We start from the raw sequence: 19,436 nt of genomic DNA, 5'->3' as shown, positions 1-19,436 counted from the left end.
GAAAAGTCGCCGCAGAAAAGACACCAGTTTCCACAGAAGGTTTTCCACCGTGCACTCCTTGCTCATCGCCCTGGCAACAACCCCGGCGCCGACCCCAACGCCGTCGCTGCGCCCGGGCCTGTCCGAGGACCAGGTCACCCCGGGTCTGCTGGGCTTCCTGCTGACAGCCTTCATCGTGGTGTTGACCGCGCTGCTGATCGTGGACATGGTGCGGCGTATCCGCCGGGTCCGCTACCGTGCCCAGGTGGAGGCCGAGCGTGCAGCCGCCGAGGATGCAGGGAGCCCGGACGCCGGTTTCCCTGCCGGCGGCGGCGCATTCCCCGCCGACGGCGAGGTTACCCAGTCCGACGGCGGGGTTACCCGGCCGGAAGTCAACGGCGATGCGGGACCCGGAACCCGCTGACGGCGGTGCTCCCAACCCGCCGACCGGGGCCTCGAATGCCCTGGCGGCGGAACCCTCTGCGTACCTGCGCCAGCACGCCGGCAACCCCGTGCACTGGCAGCGGTTCGGTGACGCGGCCTTCGCCGCCGCGGCCGCCCGGGACGTGCCGGTATTCCTCTCCATCGGCTACGCGGCCTGCCACTGGTGCCATGTCATGGCCCATGAATCCTTCGAGGACCAAGACACCGCCGACTACCTGAACGCCCACTTTGTCTCCATCAAGGTGGACCGGGAAGAGCGCCCCGATGTCGATGCTGTCTACATGACAGCGACGCAGGCGATCAGCGGCGAGGGCGGCTGGCCGATGTCCGTCTTCCTCCTGCCCGACGGCCGGGCTTTCCATGCCGGCACCTACTTCCCGCCCCGGCCCATGCCGGGCCGTCCGTCCTTCCGCCAGGTCCTTGAAGCCGTGAGCGAGGCCTGGACGGAACGCCGCGGCGCCGTCGAGGCCAACGCGGCTACCCTGGCGCGCGGCATCGCAGCCTCCCAGCCGGCCGCCGCCCTGCGCCTCGACGGGCCGCCCGAGTCCCTGGACGCGGCGCTCCTCGGCGAAGCCGTCGCCGCCCTGTCCGGCTCCGAGGACCAGACCCACGGCGGGTTCGGCGGCGCGCCGAAGTTCCCGCCCGCGGCCGTGCTCGAATTCCTGATCCGTCACGCCGCCGTGCCGCCGGCAGCCGTTCCGGACACCGCCGGCCCGGACACCGCCGCGGCGGCCCGTGACATGGCCGGGCGGAGCCTGGCGGCAATGTCCCGCTCGGCGTTGTTCGACCAGCTCGACGGCGGCTTCGCCCGCTATTCGGTGACCGGCGACTGGTCTGTTCCGCATTTCGAGAAAATGCTCTACGACAACGCCCAGTTGCTGCGCGTCTACGTCCACTGGGTCCGGCTGGGCGGCACGCCGGAGTACCCGGCGGCCGAGGCCGCCGCGACCGCCGGGCTCACCGCCGACTGGCTCCTGGCCCGCCTCGGGCTGACGCCTGGTCCTGCGACGGGCCCCGACGCCGGGGTCGTGGCCCTGGCGTCGTCGCTGGACGCCGACACGGTCATCGACGGCGTGCACGCCGAAGGGGCCAGCTACCTGTGGACTCCCGGCGAGCTCGACTCACTCCTGGGCCCGGCCGACGGCGGCGCCGTGGCGGAGCTCATGAACGTCCGCACGCCCGGGAGCGTGAGCGCGCACGGTTCGCCGCTGCATCCGGGCCGCGAGATATCCGGCGGGGACGCCGCCCTGTGGCAGCGGGTGCGCCCAGTGCTGGCGCGGGCGCGCAACGGACGACCCCCGCCCGGCCGGGATGACAAGGTGGTGGCGGGCTGGAACGGACTGGCCGTCGCGGCCCTCGCCGACGCCGGCGCCGTCCTGGCGCGGCCGGAGCTCGTGGCCGCCGCGGAAAGGATCGCGGGCTATCTTGAGCGCGTGCACTGGCGGCCCGCGGCTGATGGCCCCGGCAGGCTTACGCGCGTCTCCCACGACGGAGTGGCGCGCGGAATCGGCGGCTTGCTGGAGGACTATGCCTTGTGCGCCGAGGGGCTGTTCGCGCTCTATGGGGTTACCGGGCACACCCGCTGGTATGAGCTGGCCGAGGCCCTTCTGGAGGCCGCCTGCGCGCGGTTCGCAGCCGCCGACGGCCTCAAGGACGCTGCGGGGGAGTCCGCGCAGGTCACGGCCGCCCAAGGCGGCCGTGACGGCCTGGAACCGTTCGACGGCGCCACCCCCAGCGGCGCCGCCGCGCTGGCCGGTGCCCTGCTGACCCACTCGGCCCTGTCCGGCTCTTCCGAACACCGCACCCTGGCTGCCAACATCCTTGCCCAGCTGCTGCCTCCGGTTGCGGTCCGGGCGCCCCCCGCGGCCGGCTGGCTGCTCGCGACGGGCCAGGCCGCCCTCGCCGGTCCCGTCGAGGCCGCCGTCGCCGGTCCGGACACGCCGGAACGGGCCGCATTGCACCGGGAGCTCCTGCTCTCGGCCAGCCCCGGGCTGGTGGTCGCGGTCCAGGACGACGGCGCATCCCGGCCAGTGCCGCTCCTGCGGGGCCGCGGCGCGGACCCGGACGGCGCACCGCAGGTCTTCCTGTGCCGTGGCATGGTCTGCGACCTTCCCACGAAGTCCGTCGAAGGGATGCGCGAGCGGCTGGCTAGGATGTCCTCATGACTGGTCAGGACGGCTTTGAGCTGGTGGTGTTCGATTGCGACGGTGTGCTGGTGGATTCCGAGGTGATCGCCATCCGGGTGGACCAGCGCGTGCTGGCCGATCTCGGCTGGGAACTGGAACTCGATGAAATCGTGGAACGGTTCGTCGGAAAGTCCGAGGCGCACTTTGTTGCCGCCGTTGAACAGCAGCTCGGGATCCGGCTGGCCGACGGCTGGGACCGGGAGTATGGGCGCTGGTACCAGGAAGCGTTTGAACGCGACCTCGAAGCCGTGGCCGGCATCGAGGACGCCCTGGACCGGCTATCCCTGCCGCACTGTGTCGCCTCCAGCGGCAGCCACGAAAAAATGCACCGGACCCTGGGCAAGACCGGGCTTCTGCCCCGCTTCCAGGGCCGCATCTACAGCGCCACCGAGGTCGCCAACGGCAAGCCCGCGCCCGACCTGTTCCTCCACGCCGCCGCGAGCCTCGGCACCGCGCCCGGCCGGTGCGCCGTCGTCGAGGACAGCGCCTACGGCATCCAGGCCGCCCGGGCGGCCGGAATGCACGTCTTCGCGTATACCGGCGGTGTCACCCCGGCCTCCCGCCTGGCCGGTCCCGGGACCACCGTCTTTTCCGACATGCGGCGGCTCCCCGAGCTCATCGTGGCAGGCCGGCCCGGCTGAGCCGTGCCCCGGCACTCGACGCCGGAAACTCCCCACTATTGGGGGCGGCGCACGGCGTGGCGGGCCGAACCGGCGGTGAGTCCCGGCGTCGCTGTTTCAAAGGTGGGGAGAATCCGCGCGGCCGGGGTCAGCCCAGGACCGCGATGGCAATGGCGATGTAGTGCGCGGCGAAGGCCAAGACCGTCAGCGCATGGAACAGCTCATGGAAGCCGAAGTGTTCGTAGCTGAAGTTCGGCTTCTTCAGCGCATAGAAGACGGCTCCGGTGATGTATAGGACACCGCCGACGCAGATCAGCACCGCGGAGGCGGCGTTGGCGGCGAAAAAGTCCGGAAGGTAGAACAGCGAGCCGCAGCCCAGCGCGATGTAGATCGGCACGTAGAGCCACCGCGGGGCATTGGTCCACAGCAGGCGGAACAGCACGCCGAGGATGGCCCCGGACCAAATCACCCACAACAGCACTTCGGCTTGCTGCCGTTCCAGCAGGGCCCAGGCGAGCGGCGTGTAGCTTCCCGCGATCACCAGCATGATGTTTGTGTGATCCAACCGCTTCAGGACGATCTTCACGCGCGGTGACCAGTTGCCGCGGTGATAGACAGCGCTGACACCGAAGAGCAGGACCCCGGTGACGGCATAGACGGCGCAGGCCACCTTCAGGTCCGGCGGGGCCAGGATCACCAGCACCAGCCCGGCGGCCAGCGCCAGCGGGGCGGTCACGGTGTGGATCCAGCCCCGCCATTTGGGCTTGATCATCAGCAGTTCGGCAAGCCTCACCGCGGCGTCGTCCACCGGGGTTCCCCGCTTCGCCGGAGGCTCCGGCCGGGGCTCAAGACTGTTGCTTTCCATCCCGCAATAATAACTTACGGAGTAGTAAGTTACCGATGAGTAACATGTCCGCGGAGGCTTTCCGGCCGCGGAGCTGCACCCGGCACGGCCCTCCGGCAGGTAGCCTAGGATGTGCACTGAACCAGTACCTCAAGGAAGCCAGGTGAATCTCCGGATGGAAATGCCCGGGTTCCTCTACGGCTTTTACGAGCGCAAACTCCAGCGCTCCCTCGATCCGGAACGGATCCCGCGGCACGTCGGTGTCATGGTCGACGGCAACCGGCGCTGGGCCCGCCAGTTCAACGCCCCCACAAGCCAGGGACACCAGGCCGGCGCGGACAAGATCCACGAATTCCTCGGCTGGTGCCAGGAGCTGGGCATCAAGGTGGTCACCTTGTACATGCTCTCCACGGACAACATGAACCGCTCCGGCGAGGAACTCGACCTCCTGATGGGCATCATCGCCAACACGCTGGACCGGCTGGATGAGGACGCCAACATCTCGGTGCACGCCATGGGCGCCCCCGAACTGCTGCCGGACTACCTCGCCGAGCGGCTGAACAACCTGRCGGCGCGCACGCCCGCGCACGAGAGGCTGCACGTTAATGTCGCCGTCGGCTATGGCGGACGGCGCGAGATTGTCGACGCCGTCCGGGAACTGCTGCACGACGCCGTCGCCCGGGGAGCGGACATCGGAAAACTGGCCGATGAACTCACCGTGGATGACATCTCGCGCTTCCTCTATACCCGGGGCCAGCCGGATCCGGACCTGGTGATCCGGACCTCGGGGGAGCAGCGGCTGTCCGGGTTCCTTATGTGGCAGAGCGCGTACAGTGAGTTCTACTTCTGCGAGGCCTTGTGGCCGGCGTTCCGCAAGGTCGACTTCTTGCGCGCCCTGCGCGACTATGCCGGCAGGCAGCGCCGCTTCGGTGCCTGAGCGGTTCACGCGGAGTTAACGAGACGGCAATAAGAATCGCCGAAGAATTATCGGACAAACCGGCCACCGGAGACGTACGTTAATCCCATCGGCAGGCAATTCGCCGGCCGATCGGGGAGGCCAGTACATGGAGCGGATTTTCGCACCGGGTGTATGGGAGGCCGCGTCCGGCCTCCAGGCCGAGCCGCCTCACCACTAACAATTCCGGGCATTGCCCCGGGGCTGGAGTCGATGTGGCTATTTCTGAGCAACTGCCCGATGTCACTTCCGATCAGGGACAGAAAGCTACCTCTCGCGCCAAGCGAGCCACCTCAAAGACCGGTGCAGCGGATTCCGCGGCGGCCGGTCTTGCTGTTTCCGGGGAAGGAACAGGGAGCCGGGGCACGGCCCGCAGTTTCGTGATCGATACATCCGTACTGCTCTCCGATCCGCGGGCCCTCCTGCGCTTCGCCGAGCACGAGGTCATTCTGCCGATCGTCGTCATCACCGAGCTCGAAGGAAAGCGCCACGACCCGGAGCTGGGTTACTTTGCGCGCAAGGCCCTCCGGCTGCTCGATGACCTGCGGCTCGAGCACGGCGGCCTGGACCGTCCCATCCCGCTTGGCCCCGACGGCGGCACGCTCATGGTGGAGCTGAACCATATCTCCGCCGAGGTGCTGCCCGCCGGGTTCCGGGGCATGGACAACGACAGCCGCATCCTCGCGGTGGCCAAGAACATGGCCAACGAGGGCCGCGACGTGACGGTGGTGTCCAAGGACCTGCCGATGCGCGTCAAGGCCTCGGCCATGGGGCTGCTGGCTGACGAATACCGCAATGAACTCGTCAAGGACTCCGGCTGGACCGGCGTGGCCGAGCTCGACGCGGGCGAGGACGAGGTTGCCACCCTGTACGGGCACGAGCCGGTCTTCATCTCGGCGGCGGCCGAGTTGCCGACCAACACCGGGCTGGTCCTGCTCTCCAACCGCGGCTCGGCCCTGGGACGGGTAGGGGCGGACAAACAGGTCCGGCTAGTCAAGGGCGACCGCGACGTCTTCGGCCTCCACGGCCGCTCGGCCGAGCAGCGGCTGGCGATCGACCTCCTGATGGACCCGTCGGTCGGCATCGTGTCCCTCGGCGGCCGGGCCGGCACGGGCAAGTCCGCGCTGGCCCTGTGCGCCGGGCTCGAAGCCGTCCTGGAGCGCCGGGAGCACCGCAAGGTGATCGTCTTCCGGCCCCTGTACGCGGTGGGCGGCCAGGAACTCGGCTACCTGCCCGGGTCCGAAGCGGAAAAGATGAACCCGTGGGCGCAGGCGGTCTTTGACACCCTGGGCGCCCTGGTCAGCCAGGAAGTCGTGGAGGAAGTGATGGACCGGGGCATGCTTGAGGTCATGCCGCTGACGCACATCCGCGGACGGTCGCTGCACGACGCGTTCGTGATTGTCGACGAGGCGCAGTCCCTGGAGAAGAATGTGCTGCTGACGGTGATGAGCCGGATCGGCCAGAACTCGAAGATTGTCCTGACGCACGACGTCGCCCAGCGCGACAATCTGCGGGTCGGACGGCACGACGGCGTGGCGGCCGTCGTCGAGACGCTGAAGGGACACCCGCTGTTCGGCCACATCACGCTCACGCGCTCGGAGCGCTCGCCGATCGCAGCCCTGGTAACGGAGCTGCTGGAGGGGGCGGAGATCTAGGCGTCCACCGTTGGGGCCGTGGTCCGGTTCGCCGGGCCACGGCCCTTCGCCGTGGCTGGGTTTTGCCGGGACACGGCCTTTCGCCGTCGCTTAGACACGACGCATGGGACCCGCTGCGGTCGCTGGGCGACCTCCCGGGGTCCGATGCGTCGCGATGCGCTCCTTTGCGAAAGACCGGGTCCCGGCCTGCTGAGCGTCTCACCGTCGCGGGGCTGCGGTGTCCCGCTAAGGAGCGCATCGCCGACCAAAGCGAAGCGAAGGTCGCCCAGCGACCGCAGCGTAGCGACGGGAGGTGTCTAAGCGACGGCGGGACGCCGCTGCCCCGCGAACCCAACCACGGCGAACCCAGCGACGGGAGGTGCCTAAACGGCGGGACGCCGCAGCCGCTTGGGGGCTGTTGCTGCTACTTGTGGATGCCTAGGTACTTCGCTGTTGCTTCGTGGCCCTTTACCTGCAGATTCCAGTCGGGGCGTTTGAAGGTGGCGGGGGTGAGGCGGACTTTTTGGACCTCCTGGGCCTTCCCGCCCCAGGCGGCGCGGCTGACGCCGTTGAGCTCGTAGCCGAGGGAGCGTGAGACGCCCAGGGACTGCTGGTTCCAGGCGGCGGCCTCGGATTCCGCCACTTCGGCGCCGAGGTAGTCGAAGGCGTAGAGGGCGACGGCGGCCCGCATCTCCTTGCCGAAGCCCTGGCCATGCACGCTTTGCCGGAGCCAGGAGCCCGTGGTGACCGTCTTCAGCGTCGCGAAGTCCTTGGCCTCGACGTCCTGGCAGCCGATGAACTCGCCATCGTGCCAGATGCCAAGCAGGAGGGTCCAGTCCTGGGGGCTCATGTTCCCGCGGCACCGCCAGTACCACTGCGCCATGTTCGGGCCGAGCTCCTCAGCGGGGGATTCGGCCCAGGGCCTGCTGAAGGGGCTGCGGCCCGGCTCGTGCACGCCGCTCAGGGCGGCCGAGACCGCGGCCGGAATCTCCGCGTCGCGGATGGGACGCAGCTCAAGGCGCGGCGTGGTCAGGGTCAGGCCGAATGGGGGCCAGTAGTCGGCGGGATCAGTCATCGGCGAAGCCTAACGGTGCCGGCAGGCGGATGCCAGTCACAGGCCGGCTACTCCGCGGGAACGTCCCAGCTAATGTGGCGACGGACGTCCGTGAGGTTCATCGATTCGGCCAGGAACAGGTCATCGAGCATGTATTCGTCGACGCCCAGGATCCGGAGCCAATGGCCGTAGCCGTCCTGCTCATTGGCACCCCCGGGTGCGTCCAGCCAGCGGCTCGCGACACAGACTCCCGTGCCGGCGTCAATCCTCAGCAGCGTGCGCCCCGGCCGGCAGAGCGGGGCTCCGGGATCGGCGGGACGATAGGAGAGGTTCGGGCTGACCGTGGATTCCAGGGCCGACCGGCCCTCGTGGTCAACCTCCGTGATAGGGCCAAGCTCCACGGCGTTGGAGTTGGGAAACTCCAACGGGACCGGAGCGTTCCCCGCGAGCTCCACCGGGTCCAGGACGGCGGCGAACCTGCCGTTTCCGAACGACGGCTCGCCGTAGGCTGCCTCCGGGCGGCGGCGCACCAGCCCGTCGTCGTCGTACACCGGCGTGACCAGGTGCGGCGGCAGGAGCCAGGTCTTCCTCGTGGAACTGATATAGAAGCCGCCACGGGAATCATTGATGCCGGTGGTGCTGCCGATCACGAGCCCGTTGGCGGTCTCCAGCCGCAAGGCGCCGGGCCTTCGCAGCCACCCTCTGACGAGGTCGCCGGGGGAGGGGCCCGTCGGAGAACCCGCGGAAACCGTGAGCGGCCGGTCCAGGTACTCGAACCTCAGCGACTGCCACTTCCAGGGCGAGGACCGGCACAGGTTCCGGAAGGCCGCGGCCTGGTCCGCCGGGCCGCGGGGCGCGTCCGGCCCGCGCCGGTTCTTGCTGTCCCATGCGGCCATATCCACAGTTTACGCGCGGGGACCGCCGGGCCGGATGAATATCCAGTAGCATCCGAGAGTGATCGAACGACTCGGTATTCTCGGCGCCGCCAACCCGCTGGCCTTCTGGCTTGCCCTGGCCGCGTGCGTCTATTTCTTCGTGATGGCCGTTCGGCTCACCGTCATCGACGTCCGGCACCACCTGCTCCCGGACAGGATCGTCTTTCCTTCCTATGCGGTCGCTGGAGTCCTCCTGCTGGGCGCGGCCGCCAGCCAGCTCCTTCACGGCGGCCAGGACGTTGCCGGCGCCGCGGACGCCGGGGCGTTCGGCGTGCCGGGGCTCCGTGTCCTCGCCGGCGGGGCCGCGCTCTGGCTCTTCTACTTCCTGCTGCACGCGGTGTATCCGCCGGGAATGGGATTCGGCGACGTGAAGCTCGCAGGCGTCCTGGGGATGTACCTGGGATTCCTGGGCTGGGGGCACGTCATGGCCGGGACCTTTGCCGCGTTCCTCCTCGGCGGGCTGTGGAGCCTGGGCTTGCTCGCCATGCGGCGCGGCACGCTGCAGTCGGCCATTCCCTTCGGGCCGTTCATGCTGGCCGGCACGGCGGCCGCCATGCTGCTGATTCCGGCCGGTTAGGCTGACACGGCATGGCCACGCCGGATTTCATCCTGAAACTGCGCGAGAAGATCGGACACGAGACCCTCTGGCTGCCCGGCGTCACGGGAGTGGTGTTCGACGACGTCGGCCGGGTCCTGCTCGGCCAGCGCGCCGATAACCGGCTATGGGGCCTGATCACCGGGATCCTGGAACCGGGCGAGGACCCCGCGCCGGGCCTGCTGCGGGAGATTCTCGAAGAGACCGGCGTGGTGGCCGCGGCGCAACGGCTGGTTTCGGTGCATGCCGTGGGTCCGACCCGCTATCCCAACGGCGACGCGTGCTATTTTCTGACCCTGGTGTTCCGCTGCCGTTTCGTCTCGGGAGAGGCCAGGGTCAACGACGACGAATCCCTCGACGTCGGATGGTTCCGCCCGGAGGACTTCCCGGAGCTCATGCCCGGGCATCTGGAGATGATCCGGCGGGCCGCTGACCCCGCCGGCGAAGTCCACTACCGGCACTGACCCCACGCGGGCAGGCCGCTGCTGACCGGCCCGGCACGCAGCAGGGGCGCCGCAACCCCCAAAGATTGCGGCGCCCCTGGCTGGCGCTGGCCGGCACCCGCTGGCGGGTGCCGGCGGGTGGGCCCGAATCCGGGCCGTCAGCCGCGCCGGCGGGTTAGCCCGTCGTCGTGACTGGGCTCGCCGGAGTTGCTGTGCGCGGTGGGCCCTTCCGGCTCGTCGCGGTTCGTGGGCTCCGAGCTGTCGGCGGCGTGGCGGGCTGCGGTCCGTTCCGCCTCGAGCCGCTCGGCTTCCTCTCCGCCGACCGCTTCCCCGCGAGCCACCATGCCGGCGGTGTCCGAAAGCGGGATCTGCTTGAGGGTCAGGGCCAGGATCAGGGCGATGACCAGGAACGGCAGCAGGTACCAGAAGACGGGGGCGAGCGAGTCCGCGTAGGCGTTGACGATCGCGTCTTTGAGTTGCGCCGGGAGCTGGCTGAGGACCTGCGGGTCCATCGTCCGGGTGGACTGCGACGCCTGCTCAGCGGAGGCACCGGCCCCGGTGAAGGCATTGGTCAGGGACTCGGAGAGCCGGGTGGTGAAAATGGAGCCGAATACTGCGACGCCGAGGGATGCGCCGACTTCACGGAAGTAGTTGTTCGTGCTCGTGGCCGTGCCGATCTGGTCCGCCGGTACAGAGTTCTGGACCACCAGGACAATCACCTGCATGATCGAGCCCAGGCCGGCGCCGAAGATGAACAGCTGCACGCAGATGACCCAGATGGGCGTGGCGGCCGTGAGCGTGGTCAACCACAGCATTGCCGCGATGGTCAGGACGGCCCCGAGGATCGGGAACATCTTGTACTTGCCGGTCTTGGAGATGCGGATGCCGGAGAAGATCGCCATGCCCATGAGGCCCGCCATCATGGGCAGCATCAGCAGGCCGGACTCGGCGGCGGAGGTCCCGGAGGACATCTGCAGGAAGGTGGGAACGAAGGCGATCGCCGCGAACATGCCCAGCCCGAGGGTGAAGCCGATGGCGGTGGAGTTAACGAAGATGCGGTTCTTGAACAGGCTCAACGGAATGATGGGGTCCTCGGCCCGGCGCTCCACCAGCACGAAGGCCGTAGCGGCGAGCACCAGCCCGGCGCCGAAGGCCCACGTCAGGGGCGAATCCCAGCCCTCGTCCTTCTTGCCGCCGAAGTCGGTGAAGAAAATCAGGCACGTCGTGGCCGTGGAGAGCAGCAGCACGCCCAGGATGTCAATCCGCTTCTCGGCCTTCTTGCTCGGCAGCGTCAGGGTGAACCAGGCGATGGTGAACGCGGCGATGCCGATCGGGATGTTGATGTAGAAGGCCCATTCCCAGGTCAGGTGGTCCACGAAGAAACCACCCAGCAGGGGTCCGGCGACGGCGGAGAGGCCGAAGATTGCGCCCAGCGGGCCCATGTACTTGCCGCGCTCCTTGGCCGGAACGATGTCGGCGATGATGGCCTGGGACAGGATCATCAGGCCGCCGCCGCCCAGGCCCTGGATGGCGCGGAAGACCACGAAGCCCCAGAAGTCCGTGGCGAAGGCGCAGCCGACGGAGGCGAGGGTGAAGAGCGCGATGGCGATGAGGAACAGGTTCCGGCGCCCCAGGATATCGCCGAACTTTCCATAGATGGGCATGACGATGGTGGTAGCGAGCAGGTAGGCCGTGGTGATCCAGGCCTGGTGCTCCACGCCGCCGAGCTTGCCGACGATCGTGGGCATGGCGGTGGACACGATGGTCTGGTCAAGGCTGGAGAGCAGCATACCCGCGATGAGGGCGGAGAAGATGATCCAGATGCGTTTCTGGGTCAGCAGCAGCGGCTCGGCTGCTGGCTTGGTGCTGACGGCGGCGCTCATTGCGCTCCTTCGGAAGTGTTGGACTGGACTGTTTTGGACTCGACTGCGTCTGACTGGGCAGTGTTGAAGTGGACGGTGTCGAAGTGGGACACGGTGAACGGCAGGGAGAAGAGCGTGCGGGCGGCGGCAATGTTTTCCAGCAGCATGTCCTTGTAGGGGCGGGTATTGCCTTCGGAGAAGTAGTCGGCGCTGGTTTTCCTGGCCACGTTTCCCAGGAGGACCACGGCCATGCGGACCACGGGATGGTCGGCGGCAACGCCCTCCCTGGCCGCGAGCAGCCGGGCGAAGTCGGCCTCGCGTTCCTCGGTGGCGCCGATGATCTTCAGCATCAGTTGGGGCTCCTTCTTGATCACCCCGATCAGCTGACGGGTCTCTTCCTCGGAGCCGCTCATCCGTTCAGACAGGTCAAGGGACAGCCGCACGAGGTCGGCGAGCAGCGAGGCCGATATTTCCCCGGCGGGCGAACCGGCGCCGCCTGCCATGAACCGCGCCACCACCTCTTCGGGAAAGTCGTCGTCGACGTGGCCGAGGATCGCGTCTTCCTTGGCTGGGAAGTAGTTGAAGAAGGTCCGGCGGGAGATGCCCGCCCGCTCGCAGACCTCCTCTACGGTGTAGCCGCTGAGGCCGCGTTCGGCGGTCAGGGAACGCGCGACGGCGGTGATGGCCGCCCGTGTTGCGGCCCGCTTGCGCTCGCGGAGGCCACCCATATTAGTTGCACTGTTTCCCATAGAGTGTATTTTTGCACTTAATCAGAAATAGTGCAAAAGATGCTCTGGTCTGGTGCTGACAAAATGTCGGTGCCCGGCCGTAGCCTGCTCCTGTCCAGCCATACTGCTGGCAACAGGTGGCCCGGATGAGGCAGAAGCCCCGTCCGGGCCGGAAATGGGGAAGCATGACAGATTCAGCCCTGACGCACGTGTACGTCCTCCTGGACCGTTCCGGCTCGATGAGCACCATCGCCGATGACACGGTGGGCGGGTTCGCGGCGTTTGTCCGCGAACAGCAGGCCGTGGCGGGCCGGTGCCGGCTCTCGCTGGCGCAGTTCGATGACACCTACGAGCGCGTCTACGCCTCGGTGGATATCCATGACGTGCCGGCCCTGGACCTGCAGCCGCGGGGCAGCACCGCCCTGCACGACGCCATGGTCCGGCTGATCGGGGAGGCGGGCGCGGAACTCGAGGCACTCCCGGAGGACCAGCGCCCCGGCACCGTGCTCGTGGCCGTGCTGACGGACGGGCACGAGAACTCCTCGCGCGAGGCCACTGGCGAGCTGGTCAAGGCCCTGGTCCAGCGGCAGCAGAGCCAGTGGGGCTGGCAGTTCACATATCTGGGCGCCAACCAGGACGCCGTATTGACCGCCGGCGGCCTCGGCATCCGCGCCGAGGACGCCCTGACCTATGCCGCAGGGAACGTCGATGCTGCCTTCTCCGTCCAGTCCGCCAAGACGCGGCGGTTGCGGGAGGCACGGATCGGCGGTGCCAGCATGGCTGACGCCGCCGCGGCAGCGGCTTACACAGCGGAGGAGCGGGAGGCCGCCGGCGGGGAACCGCCCATGGTCTAGGGCGCAGACATGCCGCCGGCCGGCACCCTTCCAGGAAAGGTGCCGGCCGGCGGCGGATGTTTCTACGGGGGCGGGGCCGCCGCCAGGAGCCGCTAGGCCTTGTGCGGCGGGCGCGTCATGGACATGACGTCCAAGGCGGTGTCCAACTGCTCCTCGGTCAGTTCGCCGCGCTCGAGGAAGCCCATGGAGACGACGGTCTCGCGGATGGTCAGGCCCTCGGCGACGGCCTTCTTGGCGATCTTGGCGGCGTTCTCGTAGCCGATGAACTTGTTCAGCGGGGTCACGATCGACGGCGAGGCCTCGGCGAGGAAGCGGGCGCGTTCCACGTTGGCGGTGATGCCGTCAATCATCTTGTCGGCCATGACGCGGCTGGTGTTGGCCAGCAGGCGCACGGATTCCAGGAGGTTGGCGGCCATGACGGGGATGCCGACGTTGAGTTCGAAGGCGCCGTTGGTGCCGGACCACGCGATGGCGGTGTCGTTGCCGATCACCTGGGCGCAGACCATGATGGAGGCTTCGCAGATGACCGGATTGACCTTGCCCGGCATGATCGAGGAGCCCGGCTGCAAGTCCGGGATGGCGATTTCGCCGAGGCCGGTGTTGGGGCCGGAGCCCATCCAGCGCAGGTCGTTGTTGATCTTCATGAAGGAGATCGCAATGTTGCGCAGCTGGCTCGAGGCCTCGATGAGGCCGTCCCGGTTCGCCTGGGCTTCGAAGTGGTCGCGGGCCTCGGTCAGGGGCAGTCCGGTGTCGGCCGCCAGCAGTTCGATCACGCGCTCCGGGAATCCGGCCGGCGTGTTGATGCCGGTGCCCACGGCGGTTCCGCCGAGCGGGACCTCGGCGACGCGGGGGAGGGAGGCGTTGATGCGCTCGATGCCGTAGCGGACCTGGGCGGCGTAGCCGCCGAACTCCTGGCCCAGGGTGACGGGGGTGGCGTCCATGAGGTGCGTGCGGCCGGACTTCACGACGTCCTTGAATTCGGTGGCCTTGCGCTCCAGCGACTCTGCCAGGTAGCCGAGGGCCGGGATCAGGTCATTGATCAGCGCGGACGTGGCGGCGACGTGGACGGAGGTCGGGAAGACGTCGTTGGAGGACTGCGAGGCGTTGACGTGGTCGTTGGGGTGGACAACCTTGTCGCTTCCGGCGGACTTGAGGGCCCGCGTGGCGAGCTCGGCGATGACCTCGTTGGTGTTCATGTTCGAGGACGTGCCGGAGCCGGTCTGGAAGACGTCAATCGGGAAGTCGCCGTCGTACTTGCCGGCCGCAACCTGGTCGGCGGCGTCGGCGATCGCCTGGGCCAGCTCGCCATCGAGCACCCCCAGTTCGGCGTTCGCCTGGGCGGCGGCCTTCTTCACGCGTGCCAGGGCTTCGATGTGGGCGCGCTCCAGGGTCTTGCCGGAGATCGGGAAGTTCTCGACTGCCCGCTGCGTCTGTGCGCGGTACAGGGCGTTCACGGGAACGCGGACTTCGCCCATCGTGTCGTGTTCAATGCGGAACTCTTCGGTGTTCAACTCATCTGTGGAAGTCATGGGGCTAGCTTATTGGGAGTTGGAGTCCCATCGAAAACCGTGAACGGGCTGCAAGGGGCCGGGCGCCGAGGGTTAGAGCCGGCCGATGCTGGAGACGAGGTCGGCCCGGCCGTCAGCAAGGCTGTAGGCGAGGCCGACCACTGCAGTGCGGCCGCCTTCCACTGCGTCCGAAATCACCCGGGAGCTGTCCACCAGCCGCTGCGAGGTCTGCTTGACGTTTTCGACCACCATGTCGTTGATGTCGGTCTGATTGTTACGCAGCGACGTCAACACGGACGGGGTGATCCGCTCCACCAAGCTGCGGATGAAACCCGCCGGCATCTGGCCGGTTTCGACGGCGGTCTTGGTGGCGGTGACGGCACCGCAACGGTCGTGGCCCAAAACCACGATCAGCGGGACGTCCAGTTCGCTAACGCTGTACTCCAGCGAGCCGAGCACGGCGTCGTCGATCACCTGGCCGGCGGTGCGGACAACGAAGGCGTCCCCTAGGCCGAGGTCGAAGATGATCTCGGCGGCGAGGCGGGAGTCGGAGCAGCCGAAGATCACGGCGAAGGGATGCTGGTTTTCTACCAGCGACGAGCGCCGCGACGCGTCCTGGTTGGGATGGGACGACATGCCGGCGACAAAACGCTTGTTGCCTTCACGGAGACGCTGCCAGGCGAGCGCGGGAGTCAGGTAAGTAGCCACGTGGCCACTTTACGGTGAAGGGGTGGCCGAAGGGGAAACTGTTGCGCCCGGCGTGGGCGCCGGCGGGCTGGACGGTGCCCCGGCGGGAGGATTGCCTTCAAGCGACTTCACCACCGCGTCGGCCAGGGTGGAGAACTCCTCCAGCGTTGCGGATCCAGACAGGACGACGGTGGTGCCGCGTTCGGTCAGCACCATGGATTTCTCGCCCTTGCCGGTGTCGCGCAGTTCCCAGTCCCGGCCGCCGGCGTTGCGGGTGCCGGTCACGGGCGCGTTCTTGGTCTGCTGCAGGAGCCAGGTGGGGTTGGCCTGGCGGGTCTGAACGAGGGCGATGAAGGATTCCTTGGGCGTCAGGTAGCCGACTTCCCAGGCGGGGACGCCGCTGCCGGCGCCGGACTCCCAGCGGGCGTAGTTGGCGCGGAATGCGTCGCCGGTATCGGCCGCCACGGGTGTGAATCCCGCCACACCCGCCGCGTTCTGCGCTGTGGCGCTGACGTTGACGTTGGGCCGGTATCCGTCGCTCTTGGGGGACGGGTTCATGAGGACGATCGGGAGGAACGCGGCGATGCTCACCACCAGGGCGATGATCATGCCCATCACGGAGGCGTTGGCGCGTTTGGCCGCGGCGGCGGCGATGACGGGCTTCGCCGGCGGCTGTCCGGACAGGTCCTGGTCCGCGGCGTGGGAGCTGCCAGCCGGAGAACCGGGGGCGGCGGGGGAAGCGTCCTGCAATTCACTCACCCCTCTATAGTCGCGCATGTCCGGGCCGATCTCACATTCGCGCCGCTCCGGCCGCCCAGGGGTGAAGTGCGTCACGCGCCGGTCATCCCATGACCTCGCGGGCCCGCCCCGACTATGATCAGTATCAGACGAATCAACGCGACGGATCGATCCTGGCCGTACGGGTTCAACGACCGCCACTCGAAGAAGAGGTTCACGTGACACCAGCGCCCATGTCCCAGAAGTACTCCACGCTTTCCCCCTCGCTCGCCGTCGGGATCGACGAGCCTGACCGCAACCTCGCACTGGAACTTGTCCGCGTCACGGAAGCCGCGGCCATCGCCGGCGGTCACTGGGTGGGTTTCGGCGACAAGAACAAGGCCGACGGCGCCGCCGTGGACGCCATGCGCTCCTTCCTGCAGACCGTGCACTTCAATGGCGTCGTGGTCATCGGTGAGGGCGAGAAGGACGAAGCCCCGATGCTGTTCAACGGTGAGCGCGTCGGCGACGGCACCGGCCCCGAGTGCGACGTCGCCGTCGACCCCATCGACGGAACCCGCCTGACCGCACTCGGCATCAACAATGCCCTGGCGGTCCTGGCCGTGGCCGAACGTGGCTCCATGTTCGACCCCTCCGCCGTGTTCTACATGGAAAAGCTCGTCACCGGCCCGGAAGCGGCCGACATGGTGGACCTGCGCCTGCCGGTCAAGCAGAACCTGCACCTGATCGCCAAGGCCAAGGGCGTCAAGGTCAACCAGCTCAACGTCATGATCCTGGACCGCGACCGGCACCGCCCCCTCGTGGAGGAAATCCGCGAAGCCGGCGCCCGCACGAAGTTCATCATGGACGGCGACGTCGCGGGGGCCATCGCCGCTGCGCGTGCCGGCACCGGCGTCGACGCCCTGATGGGCATCGGTGGAACCCCGGAAGGCATCGTCGCGGCCTGTGCCATCAAGTCCCTCGGCGGCGTCATCCAGGGCCGCCTGTGGCCCACGAGCGACGAAGAGAAGCAGAAGGCCATCGACGCCGGCCACGATCTTGAGCGGGTGCTCTCGACCAACGACCTCGTCTCGAGCGACAACTGCTACTTCGCGGCCACCGGCATCACCGACGGCGACCTCCTCAAGGGCGTCCGCTACTCCAAGGACAAGGTCCTCACCCAGTCCATCGTGATGCGCTCCAAGTCCGGCACCATCCGCTTCGTGGACGGCGAACACCAGGCCAGCAAGTGGGAAGGCTACGCCCGCAAGAGCTAGCACTAACGCGGCAACGCTGAACTGCACCACTGAACACCGCGAATCCCGGGCCGCCTCCGCGACCCGGGATTCGTCGTCTTAGTCCCGGTGTCTGATGCCGTGTCTATTGCCCGGGGCGGCCGGAGCCGGTGGGATTAGATAGGGTGGGGCCATGACGTGGCTCGTAACTGGCGGTGCAGGATATATCGGTTCTCATGTGGTTTCCGCTTTGCGCGGGGCCCGGATCCAGCCGGTGGTGATTGACTCCCTCTCCAGCGGGCACCGTGAGTTCGTGCCGGCCGATGTGCCGTTCATCCACGGCAGCATCCTCGACGCCGACCTGGTGGCCCACACACTGCGGGAGCACGCGGTGACCGGGGTGATCCACCTGGCCGGATTCAAGTACGCCGGGGTTTCCGTCCAGGAGCCGCTGCTGACCTATGAACAGAACGTCACAGGCACCGCGCAGCTGCTCAAGGCCATGGAGCTCACCGGCGTCGACAAACTGGTTTTCTCCTCGTCCGCGGCCACCTACGGCACGCCCACCGGCGACGTCGTCACCGAGGCGACGCCCACCAACCCGGAATCGCCCTACGGCGAGAGTAAACTCATCGGCGAATGGCTGATCCGGGACCAGGGCCGGGCCCGGGGCCTGAACCACACCTCGCTGCGGTACTTCAACGTGGTCGGCTCCGGTGCGCCCGAGCTTTACGACACGAGCCCCCACAACCTTTTCCCGATCGTGCTGCGGGCGCTCACGGCCGGCCAGACGCCGCGCATCAACGGCATCGACTACAACACGCCGGACGGAACCTGCGTACGCGACTACGTGCACGTGGCCGACTTGGCCACCTCGCATGTGGCCGCCGCCCAAGCCCTCGCGGCGGGCAAGCCGCTGGAGCGCGTGTACAACCTCGGATCCGGGGACGGGCTCTCCGTGCGCCAGATCATGACGGCGATGGCCAACGTCACGGGAATCGATTTCGAACCCGAAATCGGTCCGCGCCGGGCGGGGGATCCGGACCGGATCGTGGCCGACGGCACGCTGGCTGCCCGCGATCTCGACTGGAAGATGCGGCACTCCGTGGAGCAGATGGTGGCCAGCGCCTACGACGCGCAGCGGCACGCGATAACCCCCGCCAGCTAGCGCCGGCAGCGCCCTTAGCGGTTAGCGAGGGCCCAGGACCGGGCGCGCAGCTTCTTCGCGAGCTGGGCGCCCTTGCGGGCCAGCTGGTAGCTGCCGTAGCGCACTTTGCGGACCGGCAGGTCCCACGTTCCGGGATAGGCGATCCCGCGGCCGCCGAACGACTTCTTGAACGCCGTGAACCCGGCCCATTTGTGGTCGGGCTGGTCCGCGGGGGCCACACCCCAGAGGTCCACGTGCTTGAGGCCCTTCGCCTGGGCGTCCGCGATCAGGGTGATGAGCAGGGGAATGCCCGCGCTGAGTTTGCGGTGGGTGTCGTCCAGGGCGGCATGGGCGTAGGTCCGGGTGTCGGCCGAATCGTAGGCCAGGGCCGCGGCGATGGGGTGGCCGTCGAGCTCCGCGATGAACAGCGTCGCGGCGCCGGCCGGCATCAGCGCCCGGGCCACCTGGCTCAGGTATTCGTCGCTTTGCGGCTTGAAGCCGTTGCGGGCGGCCGTCATGTGCAAGAAGTCCAGGAGGACGACGATCTCTGCCGGGTCCTGGCTGGAGCGGAAGGTCACGCCCTTCTTGTGGATGTTGCGGAACAGGTTCCGGTTCGCCGGCTTCATGTCCGCCAGGACGTCCTTGAAATCCCGGTCCAGGTCCACAATCCAGCTGAGCTCGGGCTGTTGGCTTGCCGGAGCCGGCTGCAGGCCGCGGCTGCGGAGCACGGAGTCGGCCTCGGCGGCGGTGAACCCTGCGGTGACCGGCTCAACCCGGACAAACACGGCCCCGCTGGTCCGGGCGAGGTCCGTCAGGGCCGCCAGCGCGGCGTCGAACGCTGCCAGCGACTCGGCGACCGGACCGTACGGGGAGTACAGCAGTTTGCCGGCCGGATTGGATTCCTCGACCGCGAGGAAGCGCCACCCGGGGCCGGACTGTTCGTGGACCGTGCGTCCCAGCGAACGCTGGAACTGTGCCCACTGCGGGCTCTGCAGGAAATAATCCATGG

Annotated in this window: 19 protein-coding genes; 10 read left to right on the top strand and 9 right to left on the bottom strand. The window is 68.1% G+C overall.

Features of this window, described 5'->3' with window-relative positions; genetic code table 11:
- Positions 1-49: 49 nt before the first annotated feature.
- The 3 genes from AC1DZQ_RS05255 to AC1DZQ_RS05245 are packed head-to-tail and all read left to right on the top strand — an operon-like array spanning position 50 to position 3,250.
- Positions 50-403 (top strand): hypothetical protein, encoded by a 354-nt coding sequence (locus AC1DZQ_RS05255; protein WP_476962511.1) that lies wholly within the window; start codon positions 50-52, stop codon positions 401-403.
- The gene (locus AC1DZQ_RS05250) at positions 381-2,588 is read left to right on the top strand and encodes a thioredoxin domain-containing protein (RefSeq protein WP_476962510.1); all 2,208 of its coding nucleotides are present in this window, start codon (positions 381-383) and stop codon (positions 2,586-2,588) included. Before AC1DZQ_RS05255 ends, AC1DZQ_RS05250 begins: the two co-directional genes overlap by 23 nt.
- Positions 2,585-3,250, top strand: coding sequence for an HAD family hydrolase (locus AC1DZQ_RS05245; RefSeq protein ID WP_476962509.1), 666 nt, complete (start codon positions 2,585-2,587; stop codon positions 3,248-3,250). Before AC1DZQ_RS05250 ends, AC1DZQ_RS05245 begins: the two co-directional genes overlap by 4 nt.
- A gap of 127 nt (positions 3,251-3,377) precedes the next feature.
- Here the strand turns inward: AC1DZQ_RS05245 and trhA are convergent, their stop codons facing one another.
- Positions 3,378-4,094: a PAQR family membrane homeostasis protein TrhA gene (gene trhA / locus AC1DZQ_RS05240; protein ID WP_476962508.1), complete on the bottom strand. Its 717-nt coding sequence runs from the start codon at positions 4,092-4,094 to the stop codon at positions 3,378-3,380.
- Positions 4,095-4,248: 154 nt separating this feature from the next.
- Here trhA and AC1DZQ_RS05235 point away from each other — a divergent pair, with 154 nt between their 5' ends.
- On the top strand, positions 4,249-5,010 hold the full coding sequence (locus tag AC1DZQ_RS05235; RefSeq protein WP_476962615.1) for an isoprenyl transferase: 762 nt from the start codon (positions 4,249-4,251) through the stop codon (positions 5,008-5,010).
- A gap of 233 nt (positions 5,011-5,243) precedes the next feature.
- Positions 5,244-6,683 (top strand): PhoH family protein, encoded by a 1,440-nt coding sequence (locus tag AC1DZQ_RS05230; protein WP_476962507.1) that lies wholly within the window; start codon positions 5,244-5,246, stop codon positions 6,681-6,683.
- Between the two features lie 403 nt (positions 6,684-7,086).
- On the opposite strand, the gene AC1DZQ_RS05225 is transcribed toward AC1DZQ_RS05230, so the two are convergent.
- Together AC1DZQ_RS05225 and AC1DZQ_RS05220 are read right to left on the bottom strand one after the other, a co-directional pair.
- Positions 7,087-7,737 (bottom strand): GNAT family N-acetyltransferase, encoded by a 651-nt coding sequence (locus AC1DZQ_RS05225; protein ID WP_476962506.1) that lies wholly within the window; start codon positions 7,735-7,737, stop codon positions 7,087-7,089.
- A gap of 47 nt (positions 7,738-7,784) precedes the next feature.
- Positions 7,785-8,612, bottom strand: coding sequence for a hypothetical protein (locus tag AC1DZQ_RS05220; protein WP_476962505.1), 828 nt, complete (start codon positions 8,610-8,612; stop codon positions 7,785-7,787).
- A 58-nt stretch (positions 8,613-8,670) separates the two neighbouring features.
- On the opposite strand from AC1DZQ_RS05220, the gene AC1DZQ_RS05215 reads away from it, so the two are divergent.
- Positions 8,671-9,228 (top strand): prepilin peptidase, encoded by a 558-nt coding sequence (locus AC1DZQ_RS05215; RefSeq protein WP_476962504.1) that lies wholly within the window; start codon positions 8,671-8,673, stop codon positions 9,226-9,228.
- 11 nt (positions 9,229-9,239) lie between these two features.
- Entirely contained in the window at positions 9,240-9,710 is a 471-nt protein-coding gene (locus AC1DZQ_RS05210; RefSeq protein WP_476962503.1) for an NUDIX hydrolase, read from the top strand.
- Between the two features lie 137 nt (positions 9,711-9,847).
- Here AC1DZQ_RS05210 and AC1DZQ_RS05205 read toward each other — a convergent pair whose 3' ends face one another.
- Together AC1DZQ_RS05205 and AC1DZQ_RS05200 are read right to left on the bottom strand one after the other, a co-directional pair.
- Complete coding sequence (locus tag AC1DZQ_RS05205) at positions 9,848-11,572, bottom strand: DHA2 family efflux MFS transporter permease subunit (RefSeq protein ID WP_476962502.1); 1,725 nt, start codon at positions 11,570-11,572, stop codon at positions 9,848-9,850.
- Positions 11,569-12,300 carry a TetR/AcrR family transcriptional regulator gene (locus AC1DZQ_RS05200; RefSeq protein WP_476962501.1) on the bottom strand — a complete coding sequence of 244 codons (732 nt, stop codon included), beginning with the start codon at positions 12,298-12,300 and terminating at the stop codon, positions 11,569-11,571. The genes AC1DZQ_RS05205 and AC1DZQ_RS05200 overlap by 4 nt, the downstream gene beginning before the upstream one ends.
- A 164-nt stretch (positions 12,301-12,464) precedes the next feature.
- Between AC1DZQ_RS05200 and AC1DZQ_RS05195 the strand changes: the two genes are divergently transcribed.
- Positions 12,465-13,133 carry a VWA domain-containing protein gene (locus tag AC1DZQ_RS05195; protein WP_476962500.1) on the top strand — a complete coding sequence of 223 codons (669 nt, stop codon included), beginning with the start codon at positions 12,465-12,467 and terminating at the stop codon, positions 13,131-13,133.
- Between the two features lie 92 nt (positions 13,134-13,225).
- On the opposite strand, the gene AC1DZQ_RS05190 is transcribed toward AC1DZQ_RS05195, so the two are convergent.
- The 3 genes from AC1DZQ_RS05190 to AC1DZQ_RS05180 form a co-directional block, all read right to left on the bottom strand.
- Entirely contained in the window at positions 13,226-14,662 is a 1,437-nt protein-coding gene (locus tag AC1DZQ_RS05190; protein WP_018774697.1) for a class II fumarate hydratase, read from the bottom strand.
- A 72-nt stretch (positions 14,663-14,734) separates the two neighbouring features.
- Positions 14,735-15,349, bottom strand: coding sequence for a carbonic anhydrase (locus AC1DZQ_RS05185; protein ID WP_476962499.1), 615 nt, complete (start codon positions 15,347-15,349; stop codon positions 14,735-14,737).
- A gap of 9 nt (positions 15,350-15,358) precedes the next feature.
- Positions 15,359-16,105 (bottom strand): DUF4245 domain-containing protein, encoded by a 747-nt coding sequence (locus AC1DZQ_RS05180; protein ID WP_476962498.1) that lies wholly within the window; start codon positions 16,103-16,105, stop codon positions 15,359-15,361.
- A 194-nt stretch (positions 16,106-16,299) separates the two neighbouring features.
- On the opposite strand from AC1DZQ_RS05180, the gene glpX reads away from it, so the two are divergent.
- Both glpX and galE read left to right on the top strand, forming a co-directional pair.
- Positions 16,300-17,322, top strand: a complete 1,023-nt coding sequence (gene glpX, locus AC1DZQ_RS05175; RefSeq protein ID WP_018774693.1) for a class II fructose-bisphosphatase — start codon at positions 16,300-16,302, stop codon at positions 17,320-17,322.
- A gap of 151 nt (positions 17,323-17,473) precedes the next feature.
- On the top strand, positions 17,474-18,448 hold the full coding sequence (gene galE / locus AC1DZQ_RS05170; RefSeq protein WP_476962497.1) for a UDP-glucose 4-epimerase GalE: 975 nt from the start codon (positions 17,474-17,476) through the stop codon (positions 18,446-18,448).
- Between the two features lie 14 nt (positions 18,449-18,462).
- Here the strand turns inward: galE and AC1DZQ_RS05165 are convergent, their stop codons facing one another.
- Positions 18,463-19,434, bottom strand: a complete 972-nt coding sequence (locus AC1DZQ_RS05165; RefSeq protein ID WP_476962496.1) for a lipid II:glycine glycyltransferase FemX — start codon at positions 19,432-19,434, stop codon at positions 18,463-18,465.
- Positions 19,435-19,436 lie beyond the last annotated feature (2 nt).

It is taken from the genome of Arthrobacter sp. P1_C12_2 (assembly GCF_056406415.1).
This window is presented reverse-complemented; position numbering and strand designations above follow the sequence as displayed.